The sequence below is a fragment of the Klebsiella sp. C360 genome, assembly GCF_048822415.1.
Taxonomy (GTDB): domain Bacteria; phylum Pseudomonadota; class Gammaproteobacteria; order Enterobacterales; family Enterobacteriaceae; genus Klebsiella; species Klebsiella quasipneumoniae.
The window spans coordinates 149,006-162,819 of the sequence record NZ_JBMEZZ010000004.1 but is presented as its reverse complement, the minus strand read 5'-3'; the positions used below and the strand labels follow the sequence as shown (position 1 = coordinate 162,819).

Here is a 13,814-nt window from a genome sequence, read left to right as displayed (position 1 = left end):
CCTTAACGTGAAAGCGTATCGACAATGCCGACAACGGCGAGGTCGATGGCCTCGTTTGGCCCGGAAAAAACGTGCCTGGCGCTGGAGCCGCCGCTGAGCAGAACCAGCTCGCCGATCCCCGCGCCGACGGAATCCACGGCGACTTCATCACCGGAGGTCGGCGAGGCGGGAAGCTCGCCATCGGCGCTGACCCGCCGCACCAGCAGCAGCTTTTTGCCGATCAGGGAAGGCGATTTTTGCGTGGAGACAACCGCGCCCGTGACTCGTGCCAGATGCATGATTTACTCCTGCTTAATTAATTGAACATGCCGCGCCTGTGCCGCTTCGCGCGCCAGCGCGGTCACGATGCATTTGCGGTGGATAACCAGGCGACCCTGACCCAGCTGCGCGACGTCGCGATAGCTCAGCACCGATCCTGCGTGCAGGATCAGCGGCAGCCCGCGCTCGTCGGTGAAGATCGCCGGCAGGCGCGCCAGTTTTTTGACCGGGATAACCGGCAGCAGCTGGCTGTGCAGGGTGAGCTGCACGCGGATGCCGAAAGCCAGCGCGTCGTGAATTTTCCGGGCCGCAGGATCGTCGGTTTCCGCCTCCGTCAGCTGGCCCAGCAGCGGCAGGTCGACAAGCAGGATGCGCAGCGAGGCGTGCTGGCTGAACAGCACGGGGCAGTCGGCATCGCGCAGCTGCGCCACGCTCAGCGTCGCCGTGCTATGGGCGCGACGCTGCAGCCTGGAGACGATTTCCTCCACGATGCGCTGCAGAACTTCGCCGTTCATCGCGGGCCTACCAGCCGGGCAAAGGCCTGCGGATTATCGGCGCCGGCGGCGTTGGCTTCATCGGTATCAATGTGCATTTCGAGACGCATATCCGGTGAAACGCGAATCGCCACGTTGTTGAAAATCAGCCCGCGCTCGTCGCCTTCAATGGCCACGGAGACCCTATCGCCGTGGGAAACCCGCAGGATCAGCGCATCGAGCGGCGACATATGAATATGCCGCTGCGCGACGATAACCCCTGACGAGAGCGTCAGTTCGCCATAGGGGCTGACCAGACGGATGCCCGGCGTCCCTTTCAGATCGCCGGACATTCTTAGCGGCGCCGCAACCCCCAGGGTTCGGGCATCGGTACGCGATATTTCCACCTGGCTTACCGAACGCAGTGGGCCGAGCAGGCGCACATTTTTAAGCTGCCCCTTCGGCCCTACCAGGGTGACGGTTTGCTCCGCAGCGTACTGTCCCGGCTGCAGCAGCGCTTTTTTCTCGCTGATGGGATGGCCAGGAAACAGGCGTTCATAATCCGACGCCGACAGGTGGATATGACGATTTGAAACCCCCAGCGGAATGGGCCGCACACGCATCTCGTCGAGGACTTTACTGACCGTTGATTCGAGAAGCTGTTTATCCATTACGCTTCACCTCGCTTGCCGGGATGAATGCAAAGGGTGCGCGGCTCGCCCTTCTGGCGCGGACATTTGGGATCCAGGCACAGGTTGCAGCTGACCACGCCTTGTTGCTGGAGGGGCTCTTCTGCTGGCGCTTCAGAAACGACATTAGCCGTCTCTGACTCTTCAGGCTCAGGTTCCATAACGGAGGGTGGGGGAGCCTCTGCGGGCAGGATCCCTTCTCCGGGTCTGGCGATGACTTTATGAGCCACCAGACCGTTTCGCTGTTCGGCAAACAGTGCACCGGTGGTGATGGCCGCCTGTACTGAGGCCACATCACCGGTAATTTTAATGACCGTCCAGCCTGAACCATTGGTCTTTTCGAGGGCGACCAGCGTGATAGAAGCGGATTTCGCCATGATATCGGCGCAGCTAATAGCCAGTGCCAGACCACAAACTTCAAGTAATCCCAGTGATTGCTTCACGCGGTGCTCCTTATTCGCCATCAATCAGGCTGATTTCGGTAAAATGGCCTCAACGTCGCTGTGCGGACGCGGGATCACGTGGCAGGATTTCACTTCGCCTACGACGCTTGCCGCCGCGCTGCCCGCATCTACCGCCGCTTTGACCGCGCCGACATCGCCGCGAACCATGACGGTCACCAGACCCGAGCCAATTTTTTCGTAGCCGACCAGCTGCACGTTGGCCGATTTCACCATCGCATCGGCGGCCTCAATGGCGCCTACTAACCCTTTTGTTTCAACCAGTCCCAGTGCGTTATTCATACTGCTGTTCTCCTGTTGCTTAGCTATTCAGATCCCGGAACGGGATCCCTTTGACCAGCCGTGCCGCGTTATTACCGGTGTTACGTTGGGCCTGACTGTCCTGATGATGCATCAGCGTAAAAAGCGGCGCCGATGCGGGTAAATTCTTGTAGTGCACGACCAGCGTATGGCGGTCGCAGGCGATGCCCACCAGTAGCGGCGAGCTGCGCGCCGCCTGCCAGGCGCTGTCCACGACATCCCCGGCCGGGTGATGCTGGAGCAGGAAAGGAATGCCTTCCTCTTCGATACCCAGCAGCACGTCGCGCCACAGGCCGTCGCAGCCGTCGATGGCGGCGATCACAATAGCCGGGGCGCTGTGATTACTGTCCATGCGCGAACTCCTTATGCCAGGAGAGAATCAGGCCGGTGGCCACCGCGTTTCTGGGACCCTCGCTGCCGCGAATATTTCCCCGCCCGGCAACCAGGCGGTAGTGCGCCAGCGCATCGGTGACCAGCTGCGGGACCTCGAAATCCAGCGACGAACCGCCGACCAGCACCACGAACGGAATATCGCGAATGTTGCCGGTGGGGCTGACCTGACGCAGTGCGCGCAGGGCGTTGGTGACAAAGACTCGCTCTTTGGCGCTGCGGCGAATGGCGCGCACTTTTTCCAGCGCTAAGTCGCCGGGTAGCGGCACCAGTTCGTCCGGTTTCACCACGCAGACGCGGGCGAATACGGCGGGGGGCAGCGGCGTGGAGAAGAACTGCACGCTGCCGTCCTCGTGGCGTAAATGGAACAGACTTTCCACCTTGGCCAGCGGATACTTCTTGATCTCTTCCGCCAGATAGCGGTCTTCCAGCCCCAGCTCGCGGGCAATAATCATCGTCACCATATCGCCAGCTCCGGCGAGGTGAGTGGCGATGATGTCGCCTTTGGGGTTGATGATGGAGGCATCGGTGGAGCCTGCGCCGAGGTCGAGGATCGCCAGCGGTCGGGTGGTACCCGGCGTTGTCAGCGCGCCCAGAATGGCGGCTTCGGCCTCGGCGCCGCCGATCTGCACGTCGATATTGAGCTTCTGCTCGATTTCGCGGGCAATCATCGCCATCTGCAAACGATCCGATTTCACCATTGAGGCGATGCCCACTGCCTGCTCCAGCGAGAACTCCCCGGCAAGACCGCCTGTGACGCTCACCGGCACCGAGGTATCGACGGCCAGCAGGTCCTGAATGAATATTTCGCTGCTGGGCTTGTTGGTCAGCTCGGCCATGGTCTGGCGCACGTGTTCCAGCATGCCGCCGATATTGGTCCCCGACTCGCCGGTGACGTTATCGAGCTTGCCGCAGCCATCGACCGCTTTCATGATGGCTTCGGCGCCAGCGGCAACGTCTACGCGTACGCTCCGGCCCTGGGCCAGCAGCTCAAGGTTACCGGCGGGTATCGCACGCGCTTTGACGTCACCGGATGGCGTTTTGACCACCACGGCGGAACGGTTGCCAATCAGCGCGCGAGCCATCGGGACGATGTTTTTCGTCTCCTCGGCGTTGAGGTGGAATACGGTGGCGATGCCGTAGGGGTTAGAGAGCGTTTCGATGACCTTCCCCGGGACGGCGACCTCAATTGCCGCCAGCATTCCCAGCGGAATGCGGTCGATGTACAGCACTTCGTCAACAATCGGCAGCGGTTTTTCCAGCCGGTTGCTGACCAGCACGCCATCGTCACGTTGCAAAATGACGCCGGTAATCTGATATCCGGCGCGCAGGGAAGCGTTAATCACGCTGGCGATATCGGCAAAATCGAACGCCGACGACACCACCAGGATATAGGGCGCGTCCGCCGGGCGGGTTAACAGCTCCTGCGGCGTAATGGTGATGCCCACGCCAAGCCCCGCGCCGCCGGGCGTTTTCGGGTTATGGCCGATCATGGTCGATTCGGTGATGATGGTCTCGGTAATGGTTTCCATCGCCACATCGCCAATCACCGGCGTGGCTTCGTTAATGCGGATGAGCGAGATATCGCTGACATTGATCCCCGCGCGCTTTGCGACGAGGGCGAGCGCCTCCTGAATACCGAACACGTTACGCAACGTGCCTTTGATCCCGGTGGTTTCCGCCAGCGCGCTGTGGGTGATTGTCAGCGCGCCAGCCTCATTCAGAGTCGCCAGGGCGACTTCCGTCGATGAGTTGCCGATATCAATGCCAGCTATATATCGCATACGAAATCCTTAATCGTCGCCTTTGAGTTTTTTACGCTCGACGTACAGCGTTGCCGCTTCGCGAACGAAAGCGGCGCAAATCTTCGCCTGATAGCGGCTTTCGAGATCGTCGGCGATCGCCAGCAGCTCCTCTTTCGTCGAGCGATAGGGGCGGAGGGCGTTGTAGATTTCAAGAATGCGATCGTCCGGTACCGCGGTCAGTTCGGCGGCGCGTTCGAAGTTCATCGCCAGCCGGTCGCGGCCCGCGTCCCTGGCGATAGAAGCCTGTAAGCGCAGGGTTTCCGGGGTGATACGCATATCCTGGGCGGTGACTTTATTGCTCAGCACGTTTTCCAGCGTAAAGTCGTCCAGCGTTTTATTGGTGGCGGTTTTCACCCATTCCGGGTGCTTGTTCGCCAGCGGGTAGTCGCTGACCTTTGCGCTACGGGACGCGCCGCCTGCCGCCGGAGCCGCCGTCGGCGCCTCGCCCTGCAGGCTGTTCATGCGGCTTAATACGTCGCGCACCATCGATTCAATTGCGTCGGTATTCATGGAGTTATCCTTTATCAAAGCGCCACGCGCAGTTCCTGCGGGTTTTTGCCCGTCACCACGTACTTGGTCTCTTTAATGTGCAAAATGGCCGATTTCGCCTGGTACTTCGGGCGCGCCATCTGGTCGTTCAGCGTCGGGACCGGCTGCGGCGATTCGCGTTTCGCATAGCGGGCGGCGTTTTTACCAATCTGGCGATAGGTTTCCAGGGTCAGCAGTGGCGCCTGGGGGAACAGTTCCAGGTTAGAGAGCGGCGGCAGCCCCTGCTGGTGGATCACCGTGGTGCCTTTTGACTGGATGCCGATAGAGATGCCGGAACCGCTCAGGCGATTGCCTTCAACGGCGACGAAGGCCACGTCGGAGGATTTAAAGCAGCGAATCACGCGCGCCTTAATGCCTTCTTCTTCAATACCGGCAATGACTTCGCGCAAAATGCTCTTATGCGGTATGCCGACGATATTGACGGTCTGCGCCAGGCCGAAAGCCGGGCCGACGGCGATAATCACTTCGTCCTGCTGGGTTCCCTGACGCGCTTCGCCCACTTCCGTCAGGAAGCCGTCGCCGGCGGGCGGCGTGGCCTGGGGCGCTGCGGAGGCCGCTGGCGCAGTAAACGAGACGGGTTTATCGCTGCCCTTCATCTCGCTGAGCACGTCTTCAATTATCTGGCGCAGCAATTTTTCATTAATTTCCATTTCTCACCCCTTAATCAATCTCGTTGGGATCAAGAGCGCCAGGGATGTTTTTAATCTCTTCCCAGCGTTCGCCCTGCAGGCGATAGCCCGTTGCCGGACCGGCATAGTCGTTAACATCGTTGACGGCTGACAGCACCTGCCCATCGCCGACGATAATTGCGGAGGTATGCAGATAGTCTCCGGTCAGCTTGGCTTTCTGGATGTTGAGCATGTCCTGGGCCACGTCGGTGAACCCGCCCTGCGCCAGCGCTTTCACTACTTCCAGGCCGTTGCGGTTTTTATTGATGATTTCCTGGGCGAACTTGATGTCTTCGACGATGTTGCGCTCCGGCATATCTTTCGAACCGTGGGCGTAGGTCGCGGCTTCAACTTCTTCATCGGTAATCGGCGGCAGCCCCATTCCGGCAAAAACGGCCTGCAGCGCGCGGGCAGCCTTATTACGGATGGCAATAACATCTTCTTCGCGAACCGGACGCAGACCGCCGTCCACCTTCAGGTCGCGCTGGATGACGTTGTAGTCGTCAAAGTCTTCGGCATCTTCGTTGGAACCGGCGAACATGTTGTCGTAGTTCGGCACCGCGGAATAACCGGAAGAGATAAAGTCGGTCCCCGGCAGAAACTGCATCAGCAGGCGCGCGGTACGACGCATATCGGAGTGGGTGAAGGTCTGGTCGTTACTGGAGGCGCACTCCAGATCCAGCGACGAACAGATCAGGTTTTCCGCCAGCACCGCGCGAATGCCGGAAGGCACCGCAGACGGCACGCCGATGCAGCTAACGGAGCCGTTTTGCAGCCCCTGTACGCCCGCGGCTTTGGTGATGTAGATGCAGCGCGCTTCCAGGTAAAGCATGGATTTGCCTTCGGCGTAGCCCATCTGCACTTCGGAGCCGGAGCCGGAGGTGAAGCGCATTTTCAGACCGCGAGAGGCGTAGGAGGAGGCTAAGAAACCCTTCGACCACGGCGTGTCGTCGCCGTCGGTAAAGACCGGTTCGGTACCGTAGACGGAGATGGTTTCGGCGTAGCAGGTGTGGCCCAGCATGCCGAGCTTCAGCTCGGTGGCTTCTTCCAGCGAGCACTGAGTCAGTACGCCCGGACGGCCTACCTGCGAGCCGACCAGCAGCGCGATGGCGTTGAACGGCGCGTAGCGCGCTACCGCAACGGTGGTTTCCTGTTCGTCAAATCCGCGCCATGCGCCTTCGGCGGCGTCGGCGGCAATCTGTACCGGGTTATCTTTGACGTTGGTGACGTGCGCCTGCTGGGATGGGGTGCGGCGGGCGCGCATTTTCTGCATCGCCATCATCATCTCAACGACGTTCATATGCGAAACCACTTCGACAATTTTTGCCGGCGTCATCGCGGTGGTCAGCGGGACGATTTCGCTGCGTTTAACGTTCGGATCGCACAGCATGTTGGCCAGCTTAACCGAATCCATCGCCATCACTTCTTCGGCGCGATTCAGGTTGATACCGTAGCGGGCGATAAAGTGGTCGATCAGGTCAAAATCGCTCACCGGTTTCCCGTCCAGCTCGGTCACCGCGCCGTTAACGATTTTTATCGACGGTTTCGGATCGTTCGGGCTTTCCATCGCGATAAAGCCTTCTTCGATCCACTCCTTAACGAAGCCGTCCTGATTCACAGGGCGTTTCGCCAGTGCTTCAAATCTTTTCGATCTCATGAATCAGCCTCGTGGGTATCAGATGTAGGACGGGCGATCGTTTTTCGGTTCAGAACCGAGGGTCGCAAGGACGGTTTTACCGATTTCGCGCGCGGAGGTGACTGCCTGGCGGACCGCGCCGGAGTCGCCGGAAATCACCAGGATGGCTTCGTTACTGAAGCTGGTGCCGTGCGCCGGAGAGCTATACGCCACGACTTCCACGTTGGCTGACTTCAGGGCGGTATCGGCCATCAGCACGCCAACGGAGGCCGGTGCGCCGACGATAATGCCGCAGGCGCGGCCAATCGGCGTGCCGAAGGCTTTTTCCAGGGCGTAGCTGGCGCGGGCGGTGTACTGCAGCTCGATATGTCCGGCTTCATTGCCGTAAACATCGCCGAAGGTGCGGTCGAGCTCTTTCAGCGCCACTTCAATCCCGCGCTTAACGTCGGAAACGTCGTTGCCGCCTAAAATAATCAGCGAACCGTGGCCCGCGCCGCCTTTGGTATCGCGCGGAAGCTCAATGCTGACCACTTCGGTGTTGGTGGCTTTCACCGCTTCGTCCGCCGCCATAATGTGCGGGCCAGCGCCGGTGCGGGCGCCGAGAATGCCGATGGAGCGATAGCGCTTTTCAAGCTTCATCGCGTCCAGCAGGGCGGTATCGACGTTGGCGATAACCAGACCCAGGGTGTCGCCAATGGCGGTCCCGACAAATTCCGTTAAACTGCAGCTTTTTTCTGCCATAGCCGTCTCTCGTATTGGATGGTTTTCAGTAGGGATGGCCTGCTGTTCCGGCGTTGCCACGCGGGCAATCACCTGAGCCATGATCTGTTCAACCAGCTCATTGCTGCTCATTGGCTAATTCCCTTCGGTAAGATTTTTTCTACATCGGTGTGAGGGCGTGGGATGACGTGTACGGCTTTCACTTCACCCACGTTACGTGCGGCGGCGGCGCCCGCATCGGTGGCCGCTTTTACCGCGCCAACATCGCCGCGCACGATGACGGTTACCAGCCCGGAGCCAATCTTTTCATAGCCCACTAACATCACATTGGCTGACTTAACCATTGCATCAGCGGCCTCTATGGCTGCGGTTAAGCCTTTGGTTTCTACCATTCCTAGTGCTTCTTGTTGCATAAAGACCTCGCATGGAGTGTTCCGATAGTGGGGACTATAAGAAGATGCGAGGAAAAAGAATGGCTGACTTCAATTTGATGGTGAAAAAATAGTGGGTATTGGATAATATAAAATTGTCGTTTATTTATTTAACTGTTTGATGTTATTTGTTATTTTTATTTGTTCTGATGTGATTATCTTGTTTTGTATATTCCATATTTACAAATTTGTTCATGACGGTTTTAATTTAATCTGCTATGCGCGAGAAACTAATTTGTGATGTTTGTTGGAAAACGTTGAACTGGTTTTAGCAATATTTTTGCATGCCATGGCGGTGGCATAATGGCGAAAGCCGCGCGTGAGCAATGCAATTCTGCGTTATTTAATGACAATAATTTGTTATTGATGCCCGAATTTTCCGGAGGCTGCCGTCAGCAGGTTGCCAACAATTTGCGGACGGGAGTTCATATAGTGGTGCCCGTTGTACTCTACTGCCAGCAGGAGGTTGGCTGGTCAGGACACGAACTCTGCTAAGAAGGTGTCACCATGAATGATTCGTTAAAAGCGCAATGTACCGCCGAGTTTCTGGGCACCGGGCTGTTTTTGTTTTTCGGCATCGGCTGCCTGAGCGCGTTAAAGGTGGCGGGCGCCAGCCTCGGACTGTGGGAGATATGCATTATCTGGGGGTTGGGGATCTCGCTTGCCGTCTATCTGACGTCGGGGATCTCCGGCGGGCATCTTAACCCGGCGGTGACCGTCGCGTTATGGCTGTTTGCCTGCTTTCCCGGCCGAAAAGTTTTCCCCTATATCGTTTCACAGGTTGCCGGCGCCTTCGGCGGCGCGGTGCTGGCCTATGTGCTGTACAGCACGATGTTTACCGAGTTTGAATCCGCCCACCATATCGCGCGCGGCAGCGTAGAGAGCCTGCAGCTGGCGAGTATTTTCAGCACCTACCCGGCGGCATCGCTGAGCATCTGGCATGCGGCGCTGGTTGAAGTGGTGATCACCTCCATGCTGATGGGGATGATTATGGCGCTGACCGACGACGGCAACGGCGTACCGAAAGGACCGTTGGCCCCGCTGCTGATCGGCCTGCTGGTGGCGGTCATTGGCGCTTCAACCGGGCCGCTGACCGGCTTTGCGATGAATCCGGCGCGTGATTTTGGGCCGAAGCTGTTTACGTGGATGGCGGGTTGGGGCGATATCGCGATGACCGGCGGAAGGGATATTCCGTACTTTATTGTGCCGATTATTGCGCCACTGATCGGCGCTTGTCTCGGCGCGGCCATCTATCGTTATCTGATTGGTAATAATCTACCGTGTAATACCTGTAAATTAGAGGATTAAGGTCACGGCTGAAATAGCCAAAAATTTTCATGAACCGGTATCACGAACTGGCCAAAAACGTCTCCCACGGATGGGAGACTTTTGCTATCGTATTATTCTTTTATCGTTGGCGGCAATGGATGATGAAAGGAAGTAAATATTAAAGAAATGTTTTATTTATAACAAAAAATTAACTGAGAGGTTTTATCATGATTTCTGCGAGCACACTGAACTCAGAACTCATTAATAAAATCGCACAGGATTTTGCGCAGGCCACCAGTCTGGCGGTGGTGGTCGTCAATATTCATGGTGATGAAATATCTGAACTGTTTAACTTCACACCTTTTTGCCAGCTGATGCGCCAGCATCCCCAGCACAGCACCCGCTGTCGAATGAGCGACCGCTGCGGCGGGCTTGAGGCGTCTAAAACCGATCAGCTCTGTATCTACCGCTGCCACGCCGGGTTAACCGATTTCTCCATTCCTCTGGTCATTGCCGGTCACCTTGTGGGCTTTGTGCTTTGCGGCCAGGTGCGCTTAAGCAACGATGTTGAACTGGTCGATATCCTCAACGTGGATGACCGCTGGCAGGCCGACCCCGAGCTGCTTAAAGCGTTTCGCGACGTGCCGGAAATGGACTACGCCAGAGTGATTGCTTCTGCTGATTTACTGAAGCTTATCGTCGAAAACTGCCTGAAAAAACAGCTCAACTTTGTGGTGATTAAAGATAATCCCCAGCAGCCGGAACCTGCGCGCGCCAGCCGGGTCGCCAGCCCTCATGACAGCAAAATGAAGAAGGCGCTGCGCTACATTGACGCCCATTTATCCGACGAGCTTCGCCTGGAAGACGTCGCCGCTCACGTTTATCTCAGCCCCTATTACTTCAGTAAGCTGTTCAAAAAATATCAGGGTATCGGCTTTAATGCCTGGGTGAACCATCAGCGGATGGTGAGCGCCAAAGAGCTGCTATGCCACAGCGACTGGAGCATCGCCAGCATTGCGCGGAATTTAGGATTTTCGCAAACCAGCTATTTTTGCAAAGTTTTTCGCCAGGCCTATCAGGTGACTCCGCAGGCCTATCGTCAGCAAATTAACGCCAGATCACAAACTGAGTCAGTTTAAATGACAATAATTTGTTATCGCCGGTTTTTGTTATACCCGCGTATCCTGCTCATTCTAAAATGAAAATATCTCATTCACAGCAATAAATTGTCATAGCGCAACAAAATAATAATGAGAGAACGATAAACTGCACCAGTTTTTATTTATTTGATGGGATAGAGTGATATCCGAAATGGCTTTCAGCGCGCCATCGGCGTAATGAAACGGCTTTGGTAATTAAAAATTAAACACGACGGGAGCCATCCAGCTTCCGTAAAATGTTCCGGGAATCATTCGAGTGGGTTTCATCCCCCTCGAATCATGACGGACTAAACCGACAGGCGCCAGGGAAGGGGGTGTGAATCCCCCGCAGCCCCCGCTGCTGTGATGCTGACGAACCCATATATACGCTAAATAATTCGCGTTGTAGGAAGGCGGCAAGCGAGTGAATCCCCAGGAGCTTACACAGGTAAGTGACTGGGGTGAACAAGTTAAGCCAACGCACATACAACGTGAAGTATGACGGGTATGACCACTGATCTGCTTAGCGGATTGGGAAGGATGGGGAAGGACGACGCTAAGCCAGAAGACCTGCCTGTCGGTAATAATCAACAACTTCGGTGGGAAGTGGGTTGCTCAGATGCGTACAGTCGAAAGACTGGGAATGCACGCAGCCCTACCACCCGGCACAGGATCGGGGTATGGCAGCCAGGCAGCACGCATTTATTCTCGCAGGTACCGGCAGCGGTTGTGGTAAAACTACGGTCACGCTTGGCCTGCTCAGCCTGTTGAAGCAGCGCGGCATGCGGGTTCAGCCCTGCAAAGTCGGCCCGGACTACCTCGACACCGGCTGGCACACCGCCGTCAGCGGCGTCGCTTCCCGCAACCTCGACAGCTTTATGCTCCCGGAACCGGTGCTTAACGCGCTATTTTGCGAACAGATGCAGCGGGCGGATATCGCGGTCATTGAGGGCGTGATGGGGCTGTATGACGGCTTCGGTACCGACCCTGGCTACTGCAGCACCGCCGCGATGGCTAAACAGCTCGGCTGTCCGGTCATTTTGCTGGTAGATGGCAAAGCGGTTTCCACCTCCATCGCCGCCACGGTGATGGGATTTCAACACTTCGACCCCAGCCTCAACATTGCCGGCGTTATCGTCAACCGCGTCAACAGCGAATCCCATTATCAGCTTCTCAAAGGCGCCATTGAACGCTATTGCGGGCTGCCGGTGCTCGGCTACGTACCGCGAATGGAAGGGGTGTCGTTACCCGAACGCCATCTGGGGCTGGTTACCGCTCGCGAGTCGCTGGTTAACCAGCAGCCGTGGCGCGATTTTGCCCACACGCTGGCGCAAACGCTGGATATTGAACGGCTTCTTACCCTCAGCCAGCTCTCCATTCTGCCCACCGGGGAGTGGCCGGCGCTGCCGTCCCCTGATGCTGGCGCGGGCCTGACGCTGGCGCTGGCCGACGACGAGGCCTTCAACTTTTACTACCCGGATAACCTCTCGCTGCTTGAACGCTGCGGAGTGAATATCGTGCGCTTCAGCCCGCTGCGCGATAGCGAGCTGCCACCGTGCCAGATGATTTGGCTCGGCGGCGGCTATCCGGAAATTCATGCTGCCGCGCTGGCGGCCAATACGCCGATGCTGGCGCAGCTGCGGGAGGCGCACCGGCGCGGGGTGGCGATTTACGCCGAGTGCGGCGGTTTGATGTATCTCGGCAGCTCCCTGGAAGACGCCAGCGGCGACATCTATCCGATGGCCAACCTGATCCCCGGCCACAGCAAGATGGGCAAACGGCTTACCCGCTTTGGCTACTGCGAGGCGCGGGCGATGCGGCAAACGCTGCTGGCGGCGCCCGGCGAAACCCTGCGCGGGCATGAATTTCACTACTCGGATTTTACTCCCGAGTCCCCGGCGGTTCTGGCCTGCCGCAAGGTCCGCGACGGTATGACCCTTCAGCAGTGGTCCGGCGGCTGGCAGGTGGGCAACACGTTCGCCAGCTATCTGCACCTGCACTTTGCGCAGCGCCCCACCATGCTCAACCACTGGCTGGCTGCGGCAAGGAGCGCGCTATGACGCTGCTGGCATGGGGCGTTGCCTGGCTCCTCGATTTTATCATCGGCGATCCGCAGAGCTGGCCGCATCCGGTGCGCTGGATTGGCAGCCTGATCGCCGCCGTTCAGCGCGGCGTGCGCCGCTATTGCCGCAGCGATGTCGCCCTGCGCGTCGGCGGCGGGGTGATGTGGCTGGTGGTGGTCGGGCTAACGTGGAGCATCTGCTGGGGCGTGCTGACGCTGGCGCAGAGGATTCATCCGTGGCTTGGCTGGCTGGCTGAGGTCTGGATGATTTTCACCGTGCTGGCCGGACGCTGCCTGGCGCAGTCGGCGCGGGACGTCGAGCGACCGCTGCGCGCGGGGGATCTGGCGGAAAGCCGCGTCAAACTCTCATGGATTGTCGGCCGCGACACGACGCAGCTTGCGCCGCAGCAGATTAATCGCGCGGTTGTTGAGACGGTGGCGGAGAACACCGTTGACGGGATTATCGCGCCGCTCTTCTTCCTGCTGCTCGGCGGCGCGCCGCTGGCGATGGCCTATAAAGCGGTCAACACCCTGGATTCGATGGTCGGCTATAAGCACGAAAAATACCGGGCCATCGGCATGGTCAGCGCCCGCCTTGATGATGTCGCCAACTTTATCCCCGCTCGCCTGAGCTGGCTGCTTATCATCCTCGCCGCGCTCCTCTGCGGTGAAGCGAGTGGCCGCGCGCTGCGCATCGGCTGGCGCGATCGCTACAACCACAGCAGCCCAAACTGCGGATGGTCGGAGGCCGCCGTCGCCGGGGCGCTCGGCATCCGGCTTGGCGGCCCTAACGATTACTTTGGTCAGCGCGTGGAGAAGCCGTGGATTGGCGAGGCGACGCGCGATATTTCCGTAGACGATATTTCCCGAACGATTCGACTGATGTGGGTGTCTTCGACCCTGGCGCTGGCGCTGTTTATGGCGGTCCGGTTCTGGCTGGTCGGCGCAGCCTGAGGACAAATGA

16 protein-coding genes and 1 riboswitch are annotated in these 13,814 nt (G+C 58.2%); of the genes, 4 read left to right on the top strand and 12 right to left on the bottom strand.

Going from position 1 to position 13,814, the window contains the following annotated elements; translation table 11 throughout:
- Positions 1–2: 2 nt before the first annotated feature.
- Genes pduN through pduA form a run of 12 tightly spaced genes read right to left on the bottom strand, consistent with a single transcriptional unit; the run spans position 3 to position 8,362 of the window.
- Entirely contained in the window at positions 3–278 is a 276-nt protein-coding gene (gene pduN / locus ACOI7D_RS12700) for a propanediol utilization microcompartment protein PduN (protein ID WP_000549823.1), read from the bottom strand.
- 3 nt (positions 279–281) lie between these two features.
- The gene (gene pduM, locus ACOI7D_RS12695) at positions 282–773 is read right to left on the bottom strand and encodes a microcompartment protein PduM (protein WP_087849646.1); all 492 of its coding nucleotides are present in this window, start codon (positions 771–773) and stop codon (positions 282–284) included.
- Positions 770–1,402 carry a phosphate propanoyltransferase gene (locus ACOI7D_RS12690; RefSeq protein ID WP_087826576.1) on the bottom strand — a complete coding sequence of 211 codons (633 nt, stop codon included), beginning with the start codon at positions 1,400–1,402 and terminating at the stop codon, positions 770–772. The genes pduM and ACOI7D_RS12690 overlap by 4 nt, the downstream gene beginning before the upstream one ends.
- Positions 1,402–1,884: a BMC domain-containing protein gene (locus tag ACOI7D_RS12685; RefSeq protein WP_087775372.1), complete on the bottom strand. Its 483-nt coding sequence runs from the start codon at positions 1,882–1,884 to the stop codon at positions 1,402–1,404. The genes ACOI7D_RS12690 and ACOI7D_RS12685 overlap by 1 nt, the downstream gene beginning before the upstream one ends.
- 3 nt (positions 1,885–1,887) lie before the next feature.
- Positions 1,888–2,163, bottom strand: a complete 276-nt coding sequence (gene pduJ / locus ACOI7D_RS12680) for a propanediol utilization microcompartment protein PduJ (protein WP_001057755.1) — start codon at positions 2,161–2,163, stop codon at positions 1,888–1,890.
- Between the two features lie 19 nt (positions 2,164–2,182).
- Entirely contained in the window at positions 2,183–2,533 is a 351-nt protein-coding gene (gene pduH / locus ACOI7D_RS12675; protein WP_050533537.1) for a propanediol dehydratase reactivase beta subunit PduH, read from the bottom strand.
- Entirely contained in the window at positions 2,523–4,355 is a 1,833-nt protein-coding gene (pduG, locus tag ACOI7D_RS12670) for a propanediol dehydratase reactivase alpha subunit PduG (RefSeq protein ID WP_101976248.1), read from the bottom strand. Before pduG ends, pduH begins: the two co-directional genes overlap by 11 nt.
- Positions 4,356–4,364: 9 nt before the next feature.
- Positions 4,365–4,886: a propanediol dehydratase small subunit PduE gene (pduE, locus tag ACOI7D_RS12665; RefSeq protein ID WP_032453956.1), complete on the bottom strand. Its 522-nt coding sequence runs from the start codon at positions 4,884–4,886 to the stop codon at positions 4,365–4,367.
- A gap of 14 nt (positions 4,887–4,900) precedes the next feature.
- Positions 4,901–5,575: a propanediol dehydratase medium subunit PduD gene (pduD, locus tag ACOI7D_RS12660; RefSeq protein ID WP_023290878.1), complete on the bottom strand. Its 675-nt coding sequence runs from the start codon at positions 5,573–5,575 to the stop codon at positions 4,901–4,903.
- Between the two features lie 10 nt (positions 5,576–5,585).
- Positions 5,586–7,250, bottom strand: coding sequence for a propanediol dehydratase large subunit PduC (gene pduC / locus ACOI7D_RS12655; RefSeq protein ID WP_004105132.1), 1,665 nt, complete (start codon positions 7,248–7,250; stop codon positions 5,586–5,588).
- Between the two features lie 18 nt (positions 7,251–7,268).
- Positions 7,269–8,081, bottom strand: a complete 813-nt coding sequence (pduB, locus tag ACOI7D_RS12650; RefSeq protein ID WP_281166484.1) for a propanediol utilization microcompartment protein PduB — start codon at positions 8,079–8,081, stop codon at positions 7,269–7,271.
- Complete coding sequence (gene pduA, locus ACOI7D_RS12645; RefSeq protein ID WP_001183618.1) at positions 8,078–8,362, bottom strand: propanediol utilization microcompartment protein PduA; 285 nt, start codon at positions 8,360–8,362, stop codon at positions 8,078–8,080. The genes pduB and pduA overlap by 4 nt, the downstream gene beginning before the upstream one ends.
- Positions 8,363–8,887: 525 nt before the next feature.
- Here pduA and pduF point away from each other — a divergent pair.
- The 4 genes from pduF to cbiB all read left to right on the top strand — a co-directional run bounded on the left by pduF (position 8,888) and on the right by cbiB (position 13,804).
- Positions 8,888–9,688, top strand: a complete 801-nt coding sequence (gene pduF, locus ACOI7D_RS12640; RefSeq protein WP_004105118.1) for a propanediol diffusion facilitator PduF — start codon at positions 8,888–8,890, stop codon at positions 9,686–9,688.
- A 188-nt stretch (positions 9,689–9,876) separates the two neighbouring features.
- Positions 9,877–10,788 (top strand): transcriptional regulator PocR, encoded by a 912-nt coding sequence (gene pocR, locus ACOI7D_RS12635; RefSeq protein WP_023290877.1) that lies wholly within the window; start codon positions 9,877–9,879, stop codon positions 10,786–10,788.
- Positions 10,789–11,089: 301 nt separating this feature from the next.
- A riboswitch (cobalamin riboswitch) is annotated at positions 11,090–11,381 on the top strand.
- An 87-nt stretch (positions 11,382–11,468) separates the two neighbouring features.
- Positions 11,469–12,848 (top strand): cobyrinate a,c-diamide synthase, encoded by a 1,380-nt coding sequence (locus ACOI7D_RS12630; protein ID WP_109546977.1) that lies wholly within the window; start codon positions 11,469–11,471, stop codon positions 12,846–12,848.
- Entirely contained in the window at positions 12,845–13,804 is a 960-nt protein-coding gene (cbiB, locus tag ACOI7D_RS12625) for an adenosylcobinamide-phosphate synthase CbiB (protein WP_109546978.1), read from the top strand. The genes ACOI7D_RS12630 and cbiB overlap by 4 nt, the downstream gene beginning before the upstream one ends.
- Positions 13,805–13,814: the final 10 nt, after the last annotated feature.

What these genes read in the sequence shown, in the direction of transcription:
- pduN (WP_000549823.1), bottom strand. Translation starts at nt 278, where the DNA reads ATGCATCTGGCACGAGTCACGGGCGCGGTTGTCTCCACGCAAAAATCG.
- pduM (WP_087849646.1), bottom strand. Translation starts at nt 773, where the DNA reads ATGAACGGCGAAGTTCTGCAGCGCATCGTGGAGGAAATCGTCTCCAGG.
- ACOI7D_RS12690 (WP_087826576.1), bottom strand. Translation starts at nt 1,402, where the DNA reads ATGGATAAACAGCTTCTCGAATCAACGGTCAGTAAAGTCCTCGACGAG.
- ACOI7D_RS12685 (WP_087775372.1), bottom strand. Translation starts at nt 1,884, where the DNA reads ATGGCGAATAAGGAGCACCGCGTGAAGCAATCACTGGGATTACTTGAA.
- pduJ (WP_001057755.1), bottom strand. Translation starts at nt 2,163, where the DNA reads ATGAATAACGCACTGGGACTGGTTGAAACAAAAGGGTTAGTAGGCGCC.
- pduH (WP_050533537.1), bottom strand. Translation starts at nt 2,533, where the DNA reads ATGGACAGTAATCACAGCGCCCCGGCTATTGTGATCGCCGCCATCGAC.
- pduG (WP_101976248.1), bottom strand. Translation starts at nt 4,355, where the DNA reads ATGCGATATATAGCTGGCATTGATATCGGCAACTCATCGACGGAAGTC.
- pduE (WP_032453956.1), bottom strand. Translation starts at nt 4,886, where the DNA reads ATGAATACCGACGCAATTGAATCGATGGTGCGCGACGTATTAAGCCGC.
- pduD (WP_023290878.1), bottom strand. Translation starts at nt 5,575, where the DNA reads ATGGAAATTAATGAAAAATTGCTGCGCCAGATAATTGAAGACGTGCTC.
- pduC (WP_004105132.1), bottom strand. Translation starts at nt 7,250, where the DNA reads ATGAGATCGAAAAGATTTGAAGCACTGGCGAAACGCCCTGTGAATCAG.
- pduB (WP_281166484.1), bottom strand. Translation starts at nt 8,081, where the DNA reads ATGAGCAGCAATGAGCTGGTTGAACAGATCATGGCTCAGGTGATTGCC.
- pduA (WP_001183618.1), bottom strand. Translation starts at nt 8,362, where the DNA reads ATGCAACAAGAAGCACTAGGAATGGTAGAAACCAAAGGCTTAACCGCA.
- pduF (WP_004105118.1), top strand. Translation starts at nt 8,888, where the DNA reads ATGAATGATTCGTTAAAAGCGCAATGTACCGCCGAGTTTCTGGGCACC.
- pocR (WP_023290877.1), top strand. Translation starts at nt 9,877, where the DNA reads ATGATTTCTGCGAGCACACTGAACTCAGAACTCATTAATAAAATCGCA.
- ACOI7D_RS12630 (WP_109546977.1), top strand. Translation starts at nt 11,469, where the DNA reads ATGGCAGCCAGGCAGCACGCATTTATTCTCGCAGGTACCGGCAGCGGT.
- cbiB (WP_109546978.1), top strand. Translation starts at nt 12,845, where the DNA reads ATGACGCTGCTGGCATGGGGCGTTGCCTGGCTCCTCGATTTTATCATC.